Below are 20,930 nucleotides of genomic sequence, written 5' to 3'. Positions count from 1 at the left end.
TTGGAACATCCTATAAACATATTAGAACGCTATTGGAATTACACCAGTTTTAGACCCGAACAGGAAGCTATTATCAATGCGGTTATAGAAGGTGAAGACACTTTCGTTTTGTTACCAACAGGAGGTGGGAAGTCTATATGTTTCCAAATTCCGGCCTTAGCCAAAGAAGGCATTTGTATTGTGGTTTCGCCATTAATTGCCTTAATGAAAGACCAAGTACAAGCCTTGAATGAAAAAGGGATTAAAGCCATGGCACTTACCAGCGGGATTAGTTACAGCCAGTTGGACACGATGCTAGACAATTGTATTTATGGCAACTACAAATTTCTCTATTTATCACCAGAACGTTTGCAGCAAGAGCTCGTTCAGGATCGTATACGACTCATGAATGTGAATTTAATTGCCGTAGATGAAGCACATTGTATTTCTCAATGGGGCAGTGATTTTAGGCCCGCCTATAAAAACATAACCTTGCTAAGGCGTTTACGTCCCTCGGCCAATGTTGTGGCCCTAACTGCTTCAGCAAGACCAGAAGTTATAAACGATATCGTTAAAGAACTTGATTTTATTCAGCCTAAAATTTTTAAAAATTCCTTTTTAAGAACGAATCTGGCATATATGGTTTTTCATGAAAATGATAAACATTACCGATTGGAAACCATTTTAAAAAAGAATCCTGCTCCTTCCATTGTTTATGTTAGAAATAGAAAAGCGACTATTGAAATATCGGCATTCTTAAAATCTAAAAACATAAGTGCTACTTTTTATCATGGCGGATTAAACAACGATGAAAAGGATAAAAATATGACGGCTTGGTTGCAAAACCAATCCCAGGTTATGGTAGCCACAAATGCCTTTGGCATGGGGATCGACAAACCCGATGTAAAAACCGTTATTCATCTCAGTTTACCGGAAAGTATAGAAAGCTACTTCCAAGAAGCAGGCCGAGCAGGAAGAAATGGCAACAAGGCTTTTGCTGTGATATTAAAAAACAACAGCGATGAAGCCATGGTTAAAAACCAATTTTTAAGCACGCTTCCGGATGTTGATTTCATCAAACAAGTGTATAGAAAGCTGTGTAGTTATTTCCAAATCTCATATGGTGAAGGGGAATACGAAACCTTCGATTTTGATTTTAATAGTTTCTGTAAGACTTATCAATTTCCATCCGTTTTATGCTATAATGCCCTGCTTTTCTTAGACAGAAACAGTGTTATTACGTTATCTAAACAATTCAAAAATAAAGTCACCTTACAATTTATCATTTCAAACAATGCGCTTTTTAATTATTTAGACACACATGAAGACTACGGAATTATTGTAAAATCGATTTTAAGAATGTATGGCGGTATTTTCGACAATCCGACTAAAATAGATTTAAAAAAGGTGGCTAAAAAAGCATCGATTCATGAATTTCAGTTAATAAGCACCTTGGAACAGCTTGAAGACGATGAAATCATCACTTTAAACCTAGCAAAAACCGATGCTCAGGTCACATTTATTGAACCTCGGGAAGATGAAAAAACCATCAACAGAATTGCTCCAATAATTAAGCAACAAAATAAACTGAAACAAAATCAAGTAAAGGCCATGCTCGATTATATTGAAAATGATTCGATATGTAAAAGCGTCCAACTGCTCTCCTACTTTGGTGAAACAGATATTGAAGATTGTAACATTTGCTCGGTGTGTATACAAAAGAAAAACAAAAAGACTGCGGCATCCGACCTTCAGGAACTCAAAAAACGGGTTATTGGTGTTTTAGAATCTGGCGATTTTTCTTCAAGAGCACTTTTAGAAGCCATTAATTGTTCGGAAAACGACTTAAAGTCCGTTTTAAAACTACTTTTGGAACATCAAATTATTAGCATCACACAGAAGAACACATATAAATTAAGTCATTTATAAAATGACGATCCAATAATAAAGACATCAGAAATGAAAGATTTAAGAATCGTATTTATGGGCACCCCAGATTTTGCCGTAGATACCTTAAAAACCTTAGTAGAACATCATAAAAATATCGTTGGGGTCATTACAGCACCAGACAAACCTGCAGGACGTGGGAGAAAACTCAATGAAAGTGCTGTGAAAAAATATGCGCTTTCTCAAAATTTAAAAGTTTTACAACCTACGAATTTAAAGAGCGAAGATTTTTTAGAGGAATTAAAAGTATTAAATGCGAATTTACAGATTGTAGTTGCTTTTAGAATGCTTCCGAAAGTGGTTTGGCAAATGCCTGAATACGGCACCTTTAATTTACACGCCTCGCTACTTCCTAACTACCGTGGTGCAGCCCCTATAAACTGGGCGATTATAAATGGCGAAACAGTAACTGGGGTTTCTACCTTCTTTATTGATGAAGAAATTGACACTGGTGATATGATTTTGCAAGAAAAAGTACCTATCGATGCTCATGAAAATGCAGGAAGTCTTCATGATAAACTCATGCTTACAGGAAGCCAGTTGGTAGTAGAGACTGTTAACGCCATAGAAAAAAATGAGGTTACAACAATGCCACAGATCATTTCAGAAGACATAAAAACAGCCTATAAACTCAACAAAGAGAATTGTAAAATTAATTGGAATGCTCCTATTGACGCTATTTTCAATCATATTCGTGGCTTAAGCCCCTACCCTGCAGCATGGTGTACTTTAGTTAATGGAGAAGAGCAACTAGATGTTAAAATTTATGCTACTGAAAAAGAAATAGAAGACCACAATTTAAGCACCGGAACCATTGTGGCCACCAAAAAAACGTTAAAAGTAGCAGTAACAGAAGGTTACCTTATTTTGAAAGAAATTAAGCTTCCTGGGAAACGCGCCATGGACATTCCGTCGCTTTTAAATGGATATACTTTTGAAGAAAACGCAAAAATGCTGTAAACCCTTGTTACCATTGATATTGTCAAATATCCGATAAACAACATCGTCTTTATTAACAAATGCACTAAGTTATTAACAAATCTAGGCATTTCCCTTGCTATTACTTGCATGATTTGATAATCCGTATAAATTTGTAAAGGATTTAAACAAAAATGTTATCCAACTTTTATTAATAATTAAATTATACATTATGAACAAAACAGATTTAATCGACGCAATGGCAGAACACGCAGGAATCACTAAAGCTGCTGCAAAAAAAGCTTTAGAATGTGCGTTAACTGAAATTGAAGGAGCTTTAAAAAAAGGAAATAGAGTTTCTTTAGTAGGATTTGGTTCTTGGTCAGTTTCTAACAGAGCTGCTAGAGACGGAAGAAACCCTCAAACAGGAGAAACTATCAAAATTGCAGCTAAAAACATTGTAAAGTTTAAAGCTGGTTCTGATTTATCAAACGCAGTAAACTAATCATTTACTTCTTTATATCTTACAAAAAGCCTCCAAAATGGAGGCTTTTTCTTTATATATCGCTAAAAGAGTTGCATTATTAATAAATTAATATTAGTTTTAGTTACTAAATTCCTCGACATATGGTGACAATAAAACCCAAAAAAGGAGATTTATTAATTGCAGAACCTGCAATTATTGGTGATGTTTCTTTTAACCGTTCTATAGTCTTATTAGCTGATCATTCGGAAGAAGGGTCCATAGGCTTTATTCTCAACAAACCCCTAGATTATACAATTAATGAATTAATCCCAGAAGTTCAGGCTACTTTTAAAGTTTATAATGGTGGTCCTGTAGAACAAGACAATTTATATTTCATCCATAAAATACCTCAACTCATCCCTAATAGCATTGAAATTTCTTTAGGTATTTATTGGGGCGGAGATTTTAATCGTGTTGCAGAACTTATAAAAGGGAATGTCATTAACGAAAATGATATTCGTTTCTTTTTAGGTTATTCTGGTTGGGACACCAATCAATTAGACTCGGAGTTAAAATCACATTCTTGGGTGGTTTCGGAAAACATTTACGAAAAGGATATCATCGAAAAAGACTATGAATCTTTTTGGAAAGAAAAAATGTTAGAATTTGGAGGTGAATATAGTATTTGGTCTAACGCCCCTGAAAACCCGAGTTACAACTAATTCAAACGAATTTTCACATTTAGTTTTTGAAGCAAACTTTTTGCTATGTCATTAGCAAAGGTTTTCTTTCTATATTTACTCACGGGCTGTATACCAACCATAACATTGGTAATAAACATTTCATCTGCTTTTTGAAGTTCAAAAGGTGAAATTGAATCTTCCACCAATTCATACTCCGGAAGTGCTTTAATAATTTCAATAAGTTGTGTTCTCATAACCCCTTTTAAACATCCATCTGTTAATGGTGGTGTTTTTATGGTGTTCCCTTTAACAAGAAAGATATTTCCATTTAAGGCCTCAACAACTTGTTTATTGGTATTTAGTAAAAGACAATTCTCCAAATCGTTCTCTTTAGCATAAATACTACCCACCACATTTAAAGCCTTATTATTTGTTTTAAGGGTCGATAATAAACTTGGCGACACGTAATAGTCTTTAAACAAATCAACCTGATATAACCCCTCTGAAACGGTATAAAAACTTTCAGCAAGCGCATCGGTAGCAATCACAAAACTCACTTGATTGGTTTGTGGTGTATAAAGACCACCTTCATTTCTATGCACACTCAGTTTAACACGGGCAGATTGCTTTTGAAGACCATTAGCTTCAAGGGTTTTCTGAATTTCACTTTCTAAAAACTCCATGGTAAAAGTCATCGGGATTTCCATACGCATGATGCGCATAGAAGCCATCAAACGAAAATAATGATCTTCCCAAAACAAAATTTTTCCGCTACTCGATTTTATGGTTTCAAAAATAGCGTCGCCATAAGCGTATCCCCTATTTTTAATTGATAAAAAAGCATTGCCGTCTAAAAGTGTTCCGTTAAAATTTGTCATAAAAAATCCCGCTTACGACGTTTTTTTTGCGTAAGCGGGACAAATATAATTTAAAATATGCTATTTGTAATTAAGCAGAACCTAATACTTGCTTTAAACTTGAAATTTGGTTGGTCCAAAGCATTTTAGCCTCATCAACCTCATCATCATCAGCAAAGTCTGTTATAATTAATGATACATCTTTAGTGATTTCATCAACTTGGATTCGAATTTCAAAATAACAAGTAAGTCCATCTTCTTCATCAGCGATCCATCTAAACTTAACACGTTCACCACCTTTCTTATTTAAGAGTTTTGCTTTTTCTTCGCTACCATCCCAAATAAAAGTAAAGAGTTCACCTCGTGAATTTACGTTATCCGAAAACCACTCTGATAAACCCGAAGGTGTAGAAATATATTGATATAAAAGCTGAGGGGAAGCGTGTATTTGAAATTCTATATCAAATCTAATTTTGTCGTCCATATGTAATTTAGAAATTTATATTGCCAATATATACATAAATTGATAAGTGAGGGTATAAAATTTAATATTATTTTTTTTGCGTTCTGTTTGGTAACATTAATAATGTTTATATATTTGCAGCCTCAAATTATGGCGAGGTAGCTCAGCTGGTTAGAGCGTCGGATTCATAACCCGGAGGTCGCGGGATCGTGCCCCGCTCTCGCTACAAGTACAAAAATGGGTTTCAAGAAATTGAAGCCCTTTTTTTATTCTAAAAAATAGTATGAGTACAAAATAGGTACAAAATTTATATTTTTTATAGCAACTCATACCAATTGTCTTTAATTGACTTTTTTTGATGTCAAAAAATAATATGTACTTGATTTCTCAGTAGCAAATTAAGTTTTTATAGGTTTAAATCCGGTAAACTAAAAAATTGTTAATCAATTATATTCATCCGCTTTTAACTTCTTTCTTAGAGTATTTATTTGGATTTTCATTATGAATAACTCTAGGATCAAGACCAAAGGCTATATTTATACTGAAAAAGTAGCATTTCTTAGAAGGAAGAAGACCATATTTTCTCCTCGCTCATTCTAATAGCTATTGACTAAGATCTAAAGATGTATAGATTAGCATTAGAGGGATTCCGTTGAAGCTTTTACTTTTATTAAGTACTATTTTTAGGAAGAGTAGATTAGTTTAATGTTATGGAAATCTTAGAGTCACTTCATTAGGAAACCCTATAAAAAAATCGATGTAAACAAGTTTGACCATGCTTTAAATAAAGCTACAGATAAGATTGAATATCACAGATTTGGCATAAGACTGAAAGATTTTTTATCCACACGCGTTAAAAAATTAAATTTAAATATCTTTGTATATAATCCTATTCTTATGAAACTAAATCTTATAGTACTTTTCATTCTTTTTAGTCTGCCTTTATGTGCCCAAGAATCAAAAGAAGCTGCTCCAGAATCTAAAACATCGGTTAAGCAGTCTCAAGAGATTATGAACCCTACAACATTGGCTTGGCAATTACAATTAGAAGAATATGCTATTTTTGATACTGAAGGCCAAGACGGCTTTGCTCAGAATTTTCGATTTAGAGGTATCATACCTGTAAAAGAGGGACTTCTTATTCCTTTACCACAACTTATTAGAGTCATTGCTTTTGTAAATACAGCTCCAGACGGCACTACGGGTTTAGGAGATTTAACCCTTAACCAGTTCTTTATTGTAAGTAAGAAAAAATGGGGACAATTTGGCGCCGGTTGGAATTTAACTGCACCAACAAACACGTCTCACAAACTGGGTTCTCCACAATGGTCTATAGGTCCAGCCTTTACCATTACCTTTACAGATTTAGGAAACTGGCAGATGTATTGGATTTTAGAAAATTTCTTTTCTATTAGTAAAAACGATACCTACGGACACAGCAACTACGCAGTTTTACAACCTAATATATTTTATACCTGGGCCAATGGTATTTATGCTGGTATAGAACCAGAATGGCAATTCGACTATAACACAGGGAAGGTTGCTATGCCTATAGATTTTAGAGTAGGTTACATCTGGTCGGGAAAACTAAAATATAACGCTTATATAGAACCAGAAATTATGGCCTACCGCTCTGAAGGTTATACCAGAAACCTAAGTAATTTTGGAATTCGTTTTGGTTTTAGATGGTACATCCCTATGAACTAAACTTGTTTCTATAAGTGTTAGATTAGGTTTACCAAAGCATTAATTTTAGGGACTTTACAAGAATTTAACTTCCCAATTTACCATTTAATTATCCGTGTTTTATACCCTATTGCACCCTGATAGAGATTTCGTATCGATATCAACTCTATTAATTAATTAATTAATTAATTAATTATTTTGTTATTTATTAGTTACTTCTTTTATAGTAAATGCTTTAACTTCAAGAAGTTTATAGTACACTAATATCCTACAAAATTCATACACACGCTTTTTACAAGTACGATTCAGGTTTCATACACATTTATTTACATGAACTATGTATGGATTGAATATTTACTTCTTAAATTTGAGGGATAAAGTAGCATATGGTTAAAAATTTACTTCGATATTTTAAGAGCATCCATTTTACAAAAGCTTTTTTAGTCGCTTTTGCTATGGCAATCCCTGTTTTTATTTCTATTTATTTTTACGATAGACTAGATATAGGTTTTAGCATGGCTTTAGGTGCTATTTTATGTGCTCCATCTGATGTGGCTGGAAGTTTAAAACATAAATTCTATGGCATTTTAGCTTCAATAATATTAACCTTTATAACAACGTTTTTAGTAGGCTATTTTAGCGCTTATTTATATATTCTCATTCCTGTACTCGTTGTACTTGTTTTTACAATTTCTTATATTTCTGTTTTCGGTTTTAGAGCTTCCCTGGTGTCTTTATCTGGATTATTATCCCTCGTATTAGCTTTTGCCCAACATAGTACAGAAACCTCTAATTTTGAACATTCTCTATTTATAGCTTTAGGAGGGTTTTGGTTTTTATTCCTAACGATTTTAATGCAAATTACCTTTCCTAAAGTGGAAGTAGATTCTATGTTTGTTCAGTTACTCGAAAAAACATCTGCGTTTATTAAAATACGAGGAAAGCTCCTAGAGGAAAGCCAGGATAGAACGTCTCTTTTTGAAGAAATATTCAAATTACAAACCGAAATCAATGAGCTTCATGAAACCATTAGAGAACTCATATTTGAAAAAAGATTAAGTTCTGGGTTTAGTAATAGAACCCGTAGACAACAGCTTTTCTTTGCAAAAATCATGGAGATTTATGAATTGGCCATTTCTAATACCATTGATTATGATAAATTAGATGGCTTGTTCGAGAAACATTCCGAAATCATACATGAATTTCAAAATTTGATTTTTGAAATTTCAGACCGATTAGATCATATTTCTAAAGTGATTTTGAAAGCCCAAAAACTTTCCTTTCATACCAATTTCAAAATTTTACTTTACAATATTGAAAATCATATTAATGAGTATAAATTCAGCGTAGGATTACCAGAATCAAGGGAAGGCACAATATTTTTATTGAATTATAAAGCATATCAAGATAAGCAAATAAGCAATCTTAATGATATGGCGAGGATATTAAACAATTACTCCAAAAACGATAAAATTAGAGGCGTTAAGGATGCCGAACAGTTTATAACGCCACAAGATTACGACTTTAAAAAGCTTAAGGCTAATTTTAGCTTTAAATCTCCAATTTTCAGACATTCCATACGATTAACATTAACCATGTTAATTGGATTTATTATAGGACATGTCATTGAAATGCAACAATCGTATTGGATTTTACTCACGATTGTAGTAATCATGCGACCAAGTTATAGTTTAACCAAGGAACGAACAAAGCATCGCGTTGTCGGCACACTAATTGGAGCTACTGTAGGCGTAGGCATAGTCCTGCTCACACAAAATACTATTGTTTATGGTATTATTGCGGCCTTATCATTAATTATAGGTTTTTCACTAGTAAAGCAAAACTATAGAAATGGCGCAGCTTTCATTACGCTCTATGTGATATTCATGTATGCGTTAATTACCCCCAATATATTAACCGTAATAAAATTTAGAGTTATTGACACACTAATAGGATCAACATTAGCCTACATGGCGAACTACTTTTTTTGGCCAGCTTGGGAATCCAAAAACATCAAGGAGTTCTTTGCCAATAGCATTGAGGCGCTATCGGAATTTTTAAAAGAAGTAGATAAACTCTATCATAAAAAAGGAGAAGCTCCAACCACGTATAGTCTAGCTAGAAAGGAAGCATTTTTACAAATAGGCAACCTAAATGCTGCTTACCAAAGACTAGTACAAGAACCTAAGTCTAAACAAAAAGACAGTGCCACGGTATATGAATTAACAACTATTCTAAATACTTTCCTTTCTTCGCTATCCTCTTTGGGTATGTATATAAGAACAAATGAAACTGGAGAAGCTCCAAAGCATTTTGAAATTTATGTGAAGCACATTTTATTTAATTTAATAAAATCGATTGCGATTTTAAACAATGAAGATTCAAAAAAGCAATTGGAAAGTCAGGAACTAGATCGAGCAACTCGTAGTTACGAAAACTATTTTCATGACTTAATCGAAGAGCGCGATAAAGAAATAGAAGAAGGTCTACCTATTACAGAAACTATGCGATCTCAATTACACGAAACGCAATTAGTTTCAGATCAAGTAAAGTGGTTATTTAACCTTTCGGAAAATCTAGTAAAAAAGGTGAAACATATCTAATCCCATTTTAGTACAGGTTTCTTTTATTGAGTTTGCCATCTACTATTTTAAATATCATAACCTATTTTAATACCTACATACCAATTTCTGGGCATTCCTGGGTAATAATAACGTGGCTCGGAGCCACCAAATCCTACAGCATTAATAAGAATGGATGAAGCATAAACCTCATTAGTGAAATTATTTACACCAACGTTTGCGCCTATAAAAAAGTGATCGGTAATATGATTTTTATAAGACAATTTGGCGTTAAAAACGGTATACGGATTGGTATAAAGCGTATTGGCATCGTTCATTGGCATATCGCCTATATAGAGAAAATTAGTGTTGAAGTTCAAATTTTTATATGCTAAACGTATTCCTCCGTTAACTTTGTTATCAGGCACACCGGTAAGAGCATTCCCTGAGTAATCATGATCTCGATCTACGAAATCTATAAATTTATTATCGGTAATTTCAGCGTTTAGGTATGGTGACACCTTTAACCCGTTTGTAAAACGGTGCGTATAGGACATAGCGAATTCTATACCTTTATGCTGCGTTTTACCTGCATTTCTTCCTATGTACTGATCTTCGCCTACTCTATCGGCCACTAGTAAATTATCAATATCTAGCAAATAAACCGACAACTGCATGTACATCGCTCTTTTAAAGAAGTAAATTTCGGTTCCTACTTCATAATTGAAACCTTTTTCCGGACCTAAATCTGGGTTAATAACACCTTCGGGCGTTAGTGTTTCTTCAATAGAAGGGTAATTAAAACCACGGCTTACATTCACATAAGCTTCAGCATCAGAAGTAAATTGATATAACACATTGAGGTTGGGTGCAAAAATAGGGTCGAAATTGCGGTTAGCATCCTTATTATCGGCTCCTGTATTAAATTCATCAATAAAATCATATTGAGTTTTATTAATGTTAATACCCAACTGTGCTTTTAATTTTTGAGTGAATGGCAAGGTTACCGTGGCAAACACATTTAAATTACTACGATCTTCAATATTATCGCTTAGTAAATCTCCTGCCAAGCTTCCATTTCCATCATTATCTTCATATAAATTCTCAATGGTTTTCCATTGGTATTGATCCTGATAAAGTTCGCCCCCAAAGCTCAAATTTGCGGTATTTTTTAAAAAATTAAAATCTTTGGCAAAAAGCGTTCGTGCACCATAACCGTTTGTAATTTCATCCAGAATGTTAAATGGCCTTGGCTCATAATGGTCTAAGTAATTGTAAAAAACTGACGTGGTATTACTAAAAGTTTCCGAAAATCGATGGGTATAATCTAGGCCTACTAAAACAATTTTATTGGCTTCGTAACCTTGAGCAGCACCCCAAGTGTAAGCCGATTGTGTAGGATCTTCATCAAAAGCCGTTTTACCAATAGAACTTGGTATTTGCGCATCGTAATCGGTATAATTAAATAAAACCCCAATGTCATTTTTCTCATTGAAATTATATCGCGAAGTTAACAACACGGTTTGTCTGTTGTATGCATTATTATCCCGAAAACCATCAGAGGCCATATAGTCATAATTCAGATTAAAAGCCAATTTTTCATTGGCCGTAGCGACCGATATACTATTTTTTATTAAACCAAAACTACCTACAGTAAGATCATTTTTAGCAAAAGTTTCACCTGCTAAAGCCTGTTTCGAGTTAAGTAGTAATGTTCCACCTAAATTGGTGCCATACTGTGTTGCTTTCGGCCCTTTTACAATTTCCATATTGGCAATATCTTCAGGATTGTATGCATCTATATCGGTTGATCCTGTTCCGTTAGTTATGGGAATACCGTTGTAGTAAGCCCTAATTTTATTAGTACCATACAAAGTTCGAGAGCCCACACCACGAATAACCACTCTATTGGTATTTAAAGCCCCGCTTTGCACGTAAACGCCAGGTGTTTCATTTATTGCTGAAATCAAATCAACGGGACTATATTCCTCAAACTTAGCCGATGTTATTTTAGATGTTGGAATAATAACTTGACTTTCCTTTTGATAGGTTGAGGAAATAATCACCTCGTTGAGATGTTCACTATGATTTAAAGCAGTCAGCTCAAACACCTCATTATTTTTTGATACGGTAAATGATTTGATATAAAAATCGGGGTGCTTAAATTTTAATTCTAAAGGCAGTTGATACGAATGAGATAAGGTAAATGCACCTTCAGAATCTGTTTCCGAAATCATTCTATCATTCAAAAGCACCATCACATTTGGAATCGGCGCATCTAAATTATCTGTCACCGTCCCACTAATATGTTGTGCGCATAATGGGTTTGTAAGTCCGATTAAAAAAATAAATGCCATGATGTTTAGTGGTAAACATGTCATAGAATTTCAAAATTAGTTATTAAAACTACTTGGTGTAACTTACTTTCCAAATCGTGTTACCAGAATCGTCGTTTACTAATAAATCACCTGATGGCGTAACGGCAACACAAACGGGTCTTCCATAAACTTCGGTATCACTATCTTCGGCTATAAATCCGGTAAGGAAATCTTCTGGTTTCGAGGTAGGTTTACCATTTTCAAAAGGAATAAACACCACGCGATACCCCGAAAGCACCGAGCGGTTCCACGAACCATGTTGTCCTACAAACATACCATTTTTATATTTTTCAGGAAAGCTCTCCTTATCGTAAAACGTTAGGCCTAAAGAGGCCGTATGTGGTCCTACAGATACATCGGGCACTATGGTTTTTTCAACTAATTCTGGTGCTTCCCCTTTTAATCTCGGGTCTGGAATGGCACCATAATAAGCGTAAGGCCAACCATAAAAACCACCTTCTTTAACGCTGGTTACATAATCGGGCACCAAATTATCGCCAATTTTATCACGTTCGTTTACGGCAGTCCAAAGTGCGCCGTTAACAGGATTCCAATCCATTCCAACCGGATTTCTTAATCCGTTAGCATATATTTTTTCGTTTTCTCCGTTTAAATCAACTTCCAAAATATTGGCACGACGAATTTCTTCTTCCATTCCATATTCGCCAACATTACTTGCCGAACCTACAGAAATGTATATTTTATCTTGAGCTTTGTTCGTAATAATATTTCGCGTCCAGTGGTTATTGTAACCTCCGGCAGGAAGTTCCACTATTTTTTCGCCACTATTTGGTTTTAATTTCGTTTGTCCTTTTTTATAAGGGTATTTATAAAGGCCATCGGTATTGGCCACGTAGAAATGATTTTTAATCACTAACATCCCTAGTGGTTGTTTTAATTCGTCGAGAAAAGTTTCTCGCAATTCGATAGTTCCATCATTATTTTCATCTCTTAACAAGGTAATGCGTCCTGCACTGTTTTTAGTATTGGATTCACACACAAACATATCGCCATTAGGCGCAATGTACGTCCATCGCGGATTCTCAAATCCATCGGCCAATTTGGTTACCGTAAAACCTTCGGGTGCTGTTGGTAATTTGCCTTCCGGCCAATCTACAAGTTTATTTTCCTTCCTTACAGATTCTGTGGCGTAAGGTTTGGGCAAGATTAGCGGACCTATAGCGGTCTGAACCGTATCGGCAGGTTGTTGAGAAATCATCTCTTTTTCTTCTTCAGGAACTTCTAACTTTTTCTTAGCCTCCGATTTACAGGCTACAAAAGTTATTACTGTTATTAACATTAAAAGGCGGGTAATTCTTTTCATAATTCTAGCTTTTTTTTTGAAAATAAAACATTCGAAATAAGGACTTTAACTCAATCGCGTTTTTAAAATAATTTTAACATTCATAATAAATCTTTTCCCTTTTATCCATAAAAAAAGCTGCCTGAAAAGTGATTTGATATCCTATTAAACCTGTTGAAACAATTTCGACCAGATTAATGGGATACATCAAATTTTATTCACTTTTCAGACAGCCTATCCTTTTACTACTATAACACAACCTGATAATTAGTTTTTTTTTATAATGCCATAGCGCATTTATATTTCAGAGGTAGAATTTTATAGAATTTATAAAGGTTTTCTTCCAGTAATAATGTTGTATAAAATAGCGATTACAGCTAATACTAATAGGATGTGTATTAAACTACCGGTAGCTAATCCTGCCACAATACCAAAAAACCCTAACATCCAAACGACAATACAAATAACGGCTACTAACCAAATTAGACTTCTCATAATATTTAATTTTTAAAGTTAAATTATTTATCCATCCTAAATATCTGTTAGGATGTAGGATAAAATTACAGTAATTCACTTTACCTCTTTAACTGTAAAGCAAACGGTTTTGCCCTAATCCGTTTTTATACTGATAAGCTATTTTGTGAATGTCAAAAATGCTAACAACCCATTTTAGCATCTTCCCTATTATTTATTGTAAGCCATACACCTATTAATATGTCCAAAAAATAGCAGCTATCAAATGACTAAATCATGACAATATGAAGCCAAAATATGTTTTTTAAATTTCTTTTTGATTGCGCTAATTAAAATATGCATCGTGTTAATATATCTCACTGGTAATTAAGACTTTCGAAAGCGAATCAAACATATTATTAAGACTTGTAGAACACTTTAAAATTAGAACCAATGGCAAAGGAAAAAAATCAAAAATCAAAAAAAATAAAATACTTGAAATCTGCATATAAGGAATCGGAAGGAAAAACCATGACCACCAATCAAGGCTTAAAAGTTAACGATACCAATAATTCATTAAAAGCTGGAGAACGAGGTTCAACCTTATTAGAAGACTTTCTACTTCGTGAGAAGATTACCAGTTTCGATCATGAGCGCATTCCAGAACGTATTGTTCACGCCCGTGGTAGCGGAGCTCATGGTATTTTTGAATTGTATGAAAGTATCGAAGAGTACACCAAAGCCGGTATTTTTACAGACACTTCTAGAAAAACACCCGTGTTTGTACGTTTTTCAACCGTTGCAGGATCTAAAGGTTCTACCGATTTAGCTAGAGATGTAAGAGGTTTTGCCGTAAAGTTTTATACCGATGAAGGAACCTGGGATTTAGTAGGTAATAACATGCCTATCTTTTTTATTCAAGATGCTATGAAGTTTCCAGATTTGATTCATTCGGTGAAACCAGAACCTAATAATGAAATCCCACAAGCAGCTTCGGCACACGATACCTTTTACGATTTTATTTCCCGTTCTACCGAAACGCTTCACAATCAAATTTGGGTAATGAGCGACCGCGCCATTCCGCGTAGTTTACGTATGATGGAAGGGTTTGGTATTCATACCTTCAGGTTAATTAATAAGGAAGGAAAATCTCATTTTGTAAAATTCCATTGGAAACCAAAACTAGGCGTACATTCGGTAACTTGGGATGAGGCTGTAAAAATTAGTGGCGCCGATTCCGATTTTCATCGTCGCGATTTATGGGAAGCTATCGAAGCTGGACATTATCCCGAATGGGAATTAGGACTGCAAATTGTTCCGGAAGAAGACGAGCACAAATTCGATTTCGATTTGTTAGACCCTACCAAATTAATTCCAGAAGAAATGGTACCGGTAAAGATTGTAGGTAAAATGACCTTAAACCGTAATCCTGAAAACTTTTTTGCGGAAACCGAGCAAGTGGCCTTTTTACCTGGACATATCGTGCCTGGTATCGATTTTACAAACGATCCCCTTTTACAAGGGCGTTTATTCTCGTATCGCGACACCCAATTATCACGTTTAGGCGGACCCAATTTTCATCAAATTCCTATTAACCGCCCAGTTGGCGATACTCATAACAACCAACGTGACGGACTCATGCAAACCGAAATTCCTAAGGGGCAAACAGCTTATTTTCCAAATAGTTTGGGTGGTGGTTGTCCGCACTTAGCAAAAATGGCCGAAGGCGGATTCACATCTTACGAAGAGCGCATCGATGCCAAAAAAATACGAACACGAAGTGAAAGCTTTAGTGATCACTTTTCACAACCGGCTTTATTTTATCGCAGTTTATCAGACTGGGAACAGAAGCATGTTATGGAAGCCTATACCTTTGAATTAGGAAAATGTAAACATCAGCACATCCAAGAACGTATGCTATGGGTAGTATCTCAAGTAGATGAAAAACTAGCGGCAGATGTTGCAAAAGGACTAGGACTAGAGGTACCAAAATCTATAGAACAACCTATAAACCAAGCCATAGGTGCCGATGCCGAAGTTGAAAAATTTCAGCCAGGAAAAAAGAATATCTATTTAGATAAAGCTCCTACTTTAAGCCAATCTCAAACCAATTTTAATAGTATTGCTACGAGACAAATTGCCGTATTGGCTGCCGATGGTTTTTCGATGAAAGATTTTGATTCTATGACTAAAGCGTTAGAGGCCGAAGATGCTATCATAAAAATTATAGCGCCACATGGCGGAAACATAACCTGTACCGACGGTATGAAACACAAAGTAGATGCTGCCATTAGTACTACAGAAAGTGTATTGTTTGATGCCGTGTATATTCCCGGTGGGGCAAAATCCATGGAATCCCTTTTAGCTTCTAAAAAGTATATCAAATTTATTAATGAAGCTTTTAAACACTGTAAAGCTATTGCTGCCGATCATGAGGGTGAAGATTTAATTGATAAAACCTATGTTTCTGAATATAAAAACGATGAAGCGGTATTACTAAACACCGAACCAAAAGCCTTTATTGAAGCTATCGCAAAACACCGTAATTGGAAACGATTAGATGTTGTAGAGACTATTCCTGTTTAACATTAAGCAACAAGCATCCATGAACTTAGATCAAACCATTGGCATATTAGCCAGCATTTTTACCACGATTGCCGTATTGCCTCAAATTATAAAGGCCATACGCACAGGTAAAGTACACGATGTGAGTCCGTGGATGTACATTATTTTATGTCTTGGCGTTGCCCTATGGGTCGTATATGGTATTTTAAAACACGATTGGCCTATTATAATTTGTAACGCCATTTCTTTAATTTTTAATGGTATCATGCTTTACATTTTAATAAGCTCAAGACTCAATAAAAACGTGAGCACTTCAAAATAAAATTCAAATTAAAACAAATAAAAAATGGCAAAACCAGATAAATTTCCAGAGCAAGAGCAATCCAAACCTGGAATGCAACATAAAATGACTCCCGAACCCGAATTAATACGTAAAAATTACAAGGGTTCTAATAAACTAAAAGGAAAAGTAGCTTTAGTGACTGGCGGCGATAGTGGCATAGGCGCTAGCGTAGTGCTACATTTTGCTAAAGAAGGCGCCGATATTGCCCTTGTTTATCTCGAAGAAGATAAAGATGCCAACATAATTAAAGAACAGGTAGAACAAGAAGGCCGCAAATGTTTACTTATTAATACCGATTTAAAAACGGAGGAAAATTGTATAAAAAGCGTAAAAAAGTGCCTGGAAACCTTCGGACAATTGAATATATTGGTGAATAACGCGGCAACACATTTTCCTAAAGATTCTATTTTAGATATTACTAAAGCAGATTTACACAAAACTGTTGAAACGAATTTTTATCCATACGTCTATTTAGCACAAGCCGCACTAAAGCATCTTAAAGCCCATGATGTTATTATAAACACGAGTTCTGTAACAGCTTACCGAGGTAGCTCCCACCTAGTAGATTATGCAAGTACTAAAGGTGCTATTGTAAGTTTCACCCGATCATTATCGGCGCAGTTGGCCGAGAAAAAAATTAGAGTAAATGGGGTTGCTCCTGGACCTATTTGGACACCTTTAGTGATATCATCTTTTAATGAGGTTTCTAAGTTCGGTAAAGACACGCCCTTAGGTCGTGCTGGCCAGCCTAGTGAAGTTGGTCCCGCTTATGTATTTTTAGCATGTGAAGATAGTAGTTATATAACCGGACAATTTATTCATGTAAATGGAGGGGAAATTATTGGAGGCTAATCATCGCGATTACTCCTCTAATTTTTCATCCTTTTTTTCATCTATAGCCAAAGGATGATCGGTTATACCCAATCCCATAATTTTTATAATACTTACTATAGTGCTATTAAGCATTAAAACTACAACAATTAATGCCGAACTTAAAATACTCGAAAGCGTCAATGAACTATAATACATCACTGAAAACCATGATGCTGGTATTTCCTCCGAATCTGTGATGGGCAAATTAAATAATAGAAAAGATATCATGGAAGCGACAAAAACTATAGTATCTAGTTTGGCTATGAAAAGGATGTGTTTGTAATGTTCCGATTTTATCTTGGATGTATTGCTAACCCCAAGCAGGGTTAATAATAATGCCAAAATCGTTGCGGAAGCTAAAGTAATGGTATTGCATAAGGTGTTAATACCATCGATAGAATTTTCAATAAGAATTTTGGCTTTGTATCCTGATAACTGCCCCAGTAATAACGTCCCCAAAAAGATAATAACCATTGAAATGACTCCACCTACAACGGCTCGTTTTATATACCTATTAAATGCCATGGTTAAAATGCTTTTTCTCTAGTTAGTTTGGTATTAAAATTAATGAAACAGAAGCATACGGCTTTGCTGTATTGCGCTTAAATGTAACGCTATGCAAGAAAAAAACGAATTAACCCCCACAACTGTTTTGAGTTAATAATCAATCCATTAGCATTTATAAAGTATAACATATTCCTATAATTTAGTGCTATACACGATTAGAAATCACAGGGCAAAACAGGCCACTTTTAATGGTGTTGCACTTGTAAATGGATCTAAAGAAAAACACTATAAATTATGGGTACTTTAAATAAATATACCATTCTTGAAACCAAACGGATTGAAACCGAATTCAAAAATTTCATTCTCAATAAAGAACATCCTTGTGTGATGGCTAAGGCTGTATTTTCAAAAAGTGCGCATCACATCAGAATTTATGAAAGCATGGCCGATAAGTCTTGTGCGTTAACCTTATTGTCGGATTTAGAACATTACATCAGACAGTACAATTTCAATTCGAATGCTTTTGAATCGTTTATAGCTGTTTTTCCTTCAGCTGAATTTTCTACAGAAATAGCCTTCGAAACCCAATTATGGACACTACTCCAACAATTACATGATTTAGATGATACAGATTGGGATCCTCTAGTGAGTAAAAATCCAGAATCTCCAAATTTTAGCTTTAGTCTTAAAGGCAAAGCCTTTTATATTATTGGTTTACACCCCAATAGCTCACGAAAAGCAAGGCAAAGTCCTTACCCTGCTATAGTTTTTAACCTGCATAGTCAATTTGAAAAATTAAGAGATTTGGGAGCTTACGATCAAATAAAACAGCGCATTAGAAACCGTGATAAAGAGTGGCAAGGACATATCAATCCGGTTTTAAAAGATTTTGGCCAGGAATCGGAAACAAGACAATATAGCGGACGAGCTGTTGAAAAAGGTTGGGTATGCCCTTTTCAATCTAAACATAAATAACCTATGAGTAAACAACACATTATAAACAAGCAAAGCGGAAAAGCCATACACTTAAAGAAAGGTGATATTCTCAAGGTTATAGATCCGCAAGGCCAACAAGTAAGTGATATGGTATTATTCAATTCTAGTGATACCAAAGAAAAAATATCATCTGGAAAAACTTTAGATTTTGAAGCGTCTATTTTATTAACAACAGGGAATTTTTTATGGAGTAATAGGTCTCATAAAATGATGAAGATTTTAGAGGACACCAATGGAAGAAACGACTTTTTATTAGCGCCTTGCAGTGCAGAAACGTTTATAGTCTTGTATAATAACCCAGATTATCATCCAAGTTGTTTAGAAAATTTAACCACTAATTTGAAACCTTTTGGTATTACACAAGACGAAATTCCAACTGCGTTTAATATTTTTATGAATGTTCAATTTGATGAAAAAGGCAAGTTATCCGTATTACCACCAACTTCTAAGGCTGGTGATTATGTGACATTTGAAGCGCTTATGGATCTCATAGTTTGTCTAACCGCTTGTTCTGCTGAAGACAGTAATGGTGGATCCTTCAAACCCATTCATTTTGAAATACATTCCAAAAACTAGCCATGATTACCTCCTTTAATAAAAGTAAAAAATCCTGATAGGAGATACTATAATATCGCCTATCAGGATTTAAATTTTTCAAGTTTGGTATTATTATTTATTTAAAACCTTTGAATGTTGAATTTCCTTTTTATTTTGAAAAAACTTATAGGTTAAATAACCAAGTTGTAATGCAACAAATGCAATTTTCATTTTTTCGTTTTTAAAAAGTTTGGATGTTGCTCCTAATACTGCTGATGGGTCCATCTATTATTATTTTAGTGTTTGATTTTATTAAAATGATTTCATTTTTTCCTTACGTTTTTGCAACTGACGTTCGAGATCTCTTATAGATTCAGTTAAGGAATCGACAAAATTATCATGACTCGATTCTGCAAATAAACGTGGTCCAGGAAGACTTAATCTGATATTACATATTTTACCTGTATCATTCGAAGTTGTATTTTCTAATTTAAAAAACACATCGCCCCGAATAACCATATCGTATTTATCTCCTAGGTTTTCAAGCTTTTCACGCGCTAATGTTTCTAATGAGTCACTTGCTTGTACATCGTGGTACTCAAATATAATTTGCATAAGATTTATGTTTTTTAATTAATCTGGATTATTACAATTTACCATCCAATTGATTCCATACTTATCAGTACATCGTCCAAAATGACCCCATGATCTTTCTTCAAATTCATGGTGTACTTGACCTGATGACGATAGTTCATGAAATAACTTTTTGGCTTCATTTGGTGTCTTTAAATCGACACTCATATGAATTTTGGTCCCTTGATTTAATGGCGTATCGGGTGCGGCATCATATGCCATAAAATGCACTCCTTTTCCTTTTAACTCAGCGTGTTGTAGTTTTTTACGATATGAGTTAGGCAAATCAATCTTACTATCTTCATAAGTTTGCTTATTTTTTATTTCAGCATTGAAAATATCACTATAAAAATTTAGAGCCTCATGGCAATCTCCATTAAAGGCTAAATATGCTTGTACGTTCATCATGTTTTGTTTTTAATTTATATCTAAACTAAGGCCTTTGCCTTGAAAGTCTTAACCCAAAGAATTTTTCTTTTAGCTGAAAAGCTTCAGTATAAGTTGTTCGTGATATATCACCTAATTTTATGACAATACATATAAAAATCTTAAGGTAATAGATTTGACTGCAGGTTCCTTTGATTTGGAAAAGTAAATACCTTTTAAAATACTCCAATTTTGTTTCATAATCTAAATTCAAAAAACAATGAATACAAAATAGTTACCACTGGTCGCAATACGGATAATTTTGCAGTTTTCGGTTTTTTAAACTTTATACCAACTAATTGAGATAAAAAAGCAGGGTAATTTGGTTGTTAATGATAAGTTAGGAACTAATTCAA

General features: G+C 34.5%; 20 protein-coding genes and 1 tRNA gene. 12 read left to right on the top strand and 9 right to left on the bottom strand.

Annotation, left to right across the window (positions count from 1 at the left end):
- The 4 genes from A6I66_RS08100 to A6I66_RS08085 all read left to right on the top strand — a co-directional run bounded on the left by A6I66_RS08100 (position 1) and on the right by A6I66_RS08085 (position 4,032).
- The gene (locus A6I66_RS08100; protein WP_067147532.1) at positions 1 to 1,908 is read left to right on the top strand and encodes a RecQ family ATP-dependent DNA helicase; all 1,908 of its coding nucleotides are present in this window, start codon (positions 1 to 3) and stop codon (positions 1,906 to 1,908) included.
- Positions 1,909 to 1,938: 30 nt separating this feature from the next.
- Positions 1,939 to 2,886, top strand: coding sequence for a methionyl-tRNA formyltransferase (gene fmt, locus A6I66_RS08095; protein ID WP_067147530.1), 948 nt, complete (start codon positions 1,939 to 1,941; stop codon positions 2,884 to 2,886).
- 190 nt (positions 2,887 to 3,076) lie between these two features.
- The gene (locus tag A6I66_RS08090) at positions 3,077 to 3,349 is read left to right on the top strand and encodes an HU family DNA-binding protein (protein WP_067147527.1); all 273 of its coding nucleotides are present in this window, start codon (positions 3,077 to 3,079) and stop codon (positions 3,347 to 3,349) included.
- 122 nt (positions 3,350 to 3,471) lie between these two features.
- On the top strand, positions 3,472 to 4,032 hold the full coding sequence (locus A6I66_RS08085; protein ID WP_067147524.1) for a YqgE/AlgH family protein: 561 nt from the start codon (positions 3,472 to 3,474) through the stop codon (positions 4,030 to 4,032).
- Here the strand turns inward: A6I66_RS08085 and A6I66_RS08080 are convergent.
- Together A6I66_RS08080 and A6I66_RS08075 are read right to left on the bottom strand one after the other, a co-directional pair.
- Positions 4,029 to 4,871 (bottom strand): aminotransferase class IV, encoded by an 843-nt coding sequence (locus A6I66_RS08080; protein ID WP_067147521.1) that lies wholly within the window; start codon positions 4,869 to 4,871, stop codon positions 4,029 to 4,031. The genes A6I66_RS08085 and A6I66_RS08080 overlap by 4 nt on opposite strands.
- Positions 4,872 to 4,941: 70 nt before the next feature.
- Complete coding sequence (locus A6I66_RS08075; RefSeq protein ID WP_067147518.1) at positions 4,942 to 5,334, bottom strand: START-like domain-containing protein; 393 nt, start codon at positions 5,332 to 5,334, stop codon at positions 4,942 to 4,944.
- A 131-nt stretch (positions 5,335 to 5,465) separates the two neighbouring features.
- Between A6I66_RS08075 and A6I66_RS08070 the strand changes: the two genes are divergently transcribed.
- The 3 genes from A6I66_RS08070 to A6I66_RS08060 all read left to right on the top strand — a co-directional run bounded on the left by A6I66_RS08070 (position 5,466) and on the right by A6I66_RS08060 (position 9,602).
- Positions 5,466 to 5,539: transfer RNA gene (locus tag A6I66_RS08070), tRNA-Met, on the top strand.
- Positions 5,540 to 6,210: 671 nt separating this feature from the next.
- The gene (locus A6I66_RS08065) at positions 6,211 to 7,020 is read left to right on the top strand and encodes a transporter family protein (RefSeq protein WP_067147515.1); all 810 of its coding nucleotides are present in this window, start codon (positions 6,211 to 6,213) and stop codon (positions 7,018 to 7,020) included.
- A 365-nt stretch (positions 7,021 to 7,385) separates the two neighbouring features.
- Positions 7,386 to 9,602, top strand: coding sequence for an FUSC family protein (locus tag A6I66_RS08060; protein ID WP_067147512.1), 2,217 nt, complete (start codon positions 7,386 to 7,388; stop codon positions 9,600 to 9,602).
- 47 nt (positions 9,603 to 9,649) lie between these two features.
- Here A6I66_RS08060 and A6I66_RS08055 read toward each other — a convergent pair whose 3' ends face one another.
- The 3 genes from A6I66_RS08055 to A6I66_RS16635 all read right to left on the bottom strand — a co-directional run bounded on the left by A6I66_RS08055 (position 9,650) and on the right by A6I66_RS16635 (position 13,736).
- Complete coding sequence (locus A6I66_RS08055; protein WP_245683445.1) at positions 9,650 to 11,917, bottom strand: TonB-dependent receptor family protein; 2,268 nt, start codon at positions 11,915 to 11,917, stop codon at positions 9,650 to 9,652.
- A gap of 49 nt (positions 11,918 to 11,966) precedes the next feature.
- Positions 11,967 to 13,262: a PQQ-dependent sugar dehydrogenase gene (locus A6I66_RS08050; protein WP_067147506.1), complete on the bottom strand. Its 1,296-nt coding sequence runs from the start codon at positions 13,260 to 13,262 to the stop codon at positions 11,967 to 11,969.
- A gap of 306 nt (positions 13,263 to 13,568) precedes the next feature.
- Entirely contained in the window at positions 13,569 to 13,736 is a 168-nt protein-coding gene (locus A6I66_RS16635) for a lmo0937 family membrane protein (protein WP_157614146.1), read from the bottom strand.
- 411 nt (positions 13,737 to 14,147) lie between these two features.
- Between A6I66_RS16635 and A6I66_RS08045 the strand changes: the two genes are divergently transcribed.
- Genes A6I66_RS08045 through A6I66_RS08035 form a run of 3 tightly spaced genes read left to right on the top strand, consistent with a single transcriptional unit; the run spans position 14,148 to position 17,454 of the window.
- Positions 14,148 to 16,280, top strand: a complete 2,133-nt coding sequence (locus A6I66_RS08045) for a catalase (protein WP_067147503.1) — start codon at positions 14,148 to 14,150, stop codon at positions 16,278 to 16,280.
- 19 nt (positions 16,281 to 16,299) lie between these two features.
- Positions 16,300 to 16,581, top strand: a complete 282-nt coding sequence (locus A6I66_RS08040; protein ID WP_067147499.1) for a SemiSWEET transporter — start codon at positions 16,300 to 16,302, stop codon at positions 16,579 to 16,581.
- Between the two features lie 24 nt (positions 16,582 to 16,605).
- The gene (locus tag A6I66_RS08035; RefSeq protein ID WP_067147496.1) at positions 16,606 to 17,454 is read left to right on the top strand and encodes an SDR family oxidoreductase; all 849 of its coding nucleotides are present in this window, start codon (positions 16,606 to 16,608) and stop codon (positions 17,452 to 17,454) included.
- Positions 17,455 to 17,463: 9 nt separating this feature from the next.
- Here the strand turns inward: A6I66_RS08035 and A6I66_RS08030 are convergent, their stop codons facing one another.
- On the bottom strand, positions 17,464 to 18,000 hold the full coding sequence (locus A6I66_RS08030; protein WP_067147493.1) for a hypothetical protein: 537 nt from the start codon (positions 17,998 to 18,000) through the stop codon (positions 17,464 to 17,466).
- 276 nt (positions 18,001 to 18,276) lie between these two features.
- Here A6I66_RS08030 and gntA point away from each other — a divergent pair, with 276 nt between their 5' ends.
- Both gntA and A6I66_RS08020 read left to right on the top strand, forming a co-directional pair.
- Positions 18,277 to 18,957, top strand: a complete 681-nt coding sequence (gene gntA, locus A6I66_RS08025; protein WP_067147489.1) for a guanitoxin biosynthesis heme-dependent pre-guanitoxin N-hydroxylase GntA — start codon at positions 18,277 to 18,279, stop codon at positions 18,955 to 18,957.
- Between the two features lie 3 nt (positions 18,958 to 18,960).
- On the top strand, positions 18,961 to 19,554 hold the full coding sequence (locus A6I66_RS08020; RefSeq protein ID WP_067147486.1) for a DUF1989 domain-containing protein: 594 nt from the start codon (positions 18,961 to 18,963) through the stop codon (positions 19,552 to 19,554).
- Between the two features lie 93 nt (positions 19,555 to 19,647).
- Here A6I66_RS08020 and A6I66_RS16630 read toward each other — a convergent pair whose 3' ends face one another.
- From A6I66_RS16630 to A6I66_RS08010, 3 genes are read right to left on the bottom strand one after another with little or no spacing between them, the layout of a single operon-like run.
- Complete coding sequence (locus A6I66_RS16630) at positions 19,648 to 19,800, bottom strand: hypothetical protein (protein ID WP_157614144.1); 153 nt, start codon at positions 19,798 to 19,800, stop codon at positions 19,648 to 19,650.
- 27 nt (positions 19,801 to 19,827) lie between these two features.
- Complete coding sequence (locus A6I66_RS08015; protein WP_067147483.1) at positions 19,828 to 20,130, bottom strand: HPF/RaiA family ribosome-associated protein; 303 nt, start codon at positions 20,128 to 20,130, stop codon at positions 19,828 to 19,830.
- A gap of 18 nt (positions 20,131 to 20,148) precedes the next feature.
- The gene (locus tag A6I66_RS08010; RefSeq protein WP_317047674.1) at positions 20,149 to 20,556 is read right to left on the bottom strand and encodes a VOC family protein; all 408 of its coding nucleotides are present in this window, start codon (positions 20,554 to 20,556) and stop codon (positions 20,149 to 20,151) included.
- Between the last annotated feature and the right edge of the window lie 374 nt (positions 20,557 to 20,930).

Origin of the sequence: Pseudotamlana agarivorans, from assembly GCF_001642835.1 — a bacterium.
Classification (GTDB): Bacteria; Bacteroidota; Bacteroidia; order Flavobacteriales; family Flavobacteriaceae; genus Pseudotamlana; species Pseudotamlana agarivorans.
Note: the sequence above shows the minus strand (reverse complement) of the source record. Positions and strands in the feature narration are given on the sequence as shown.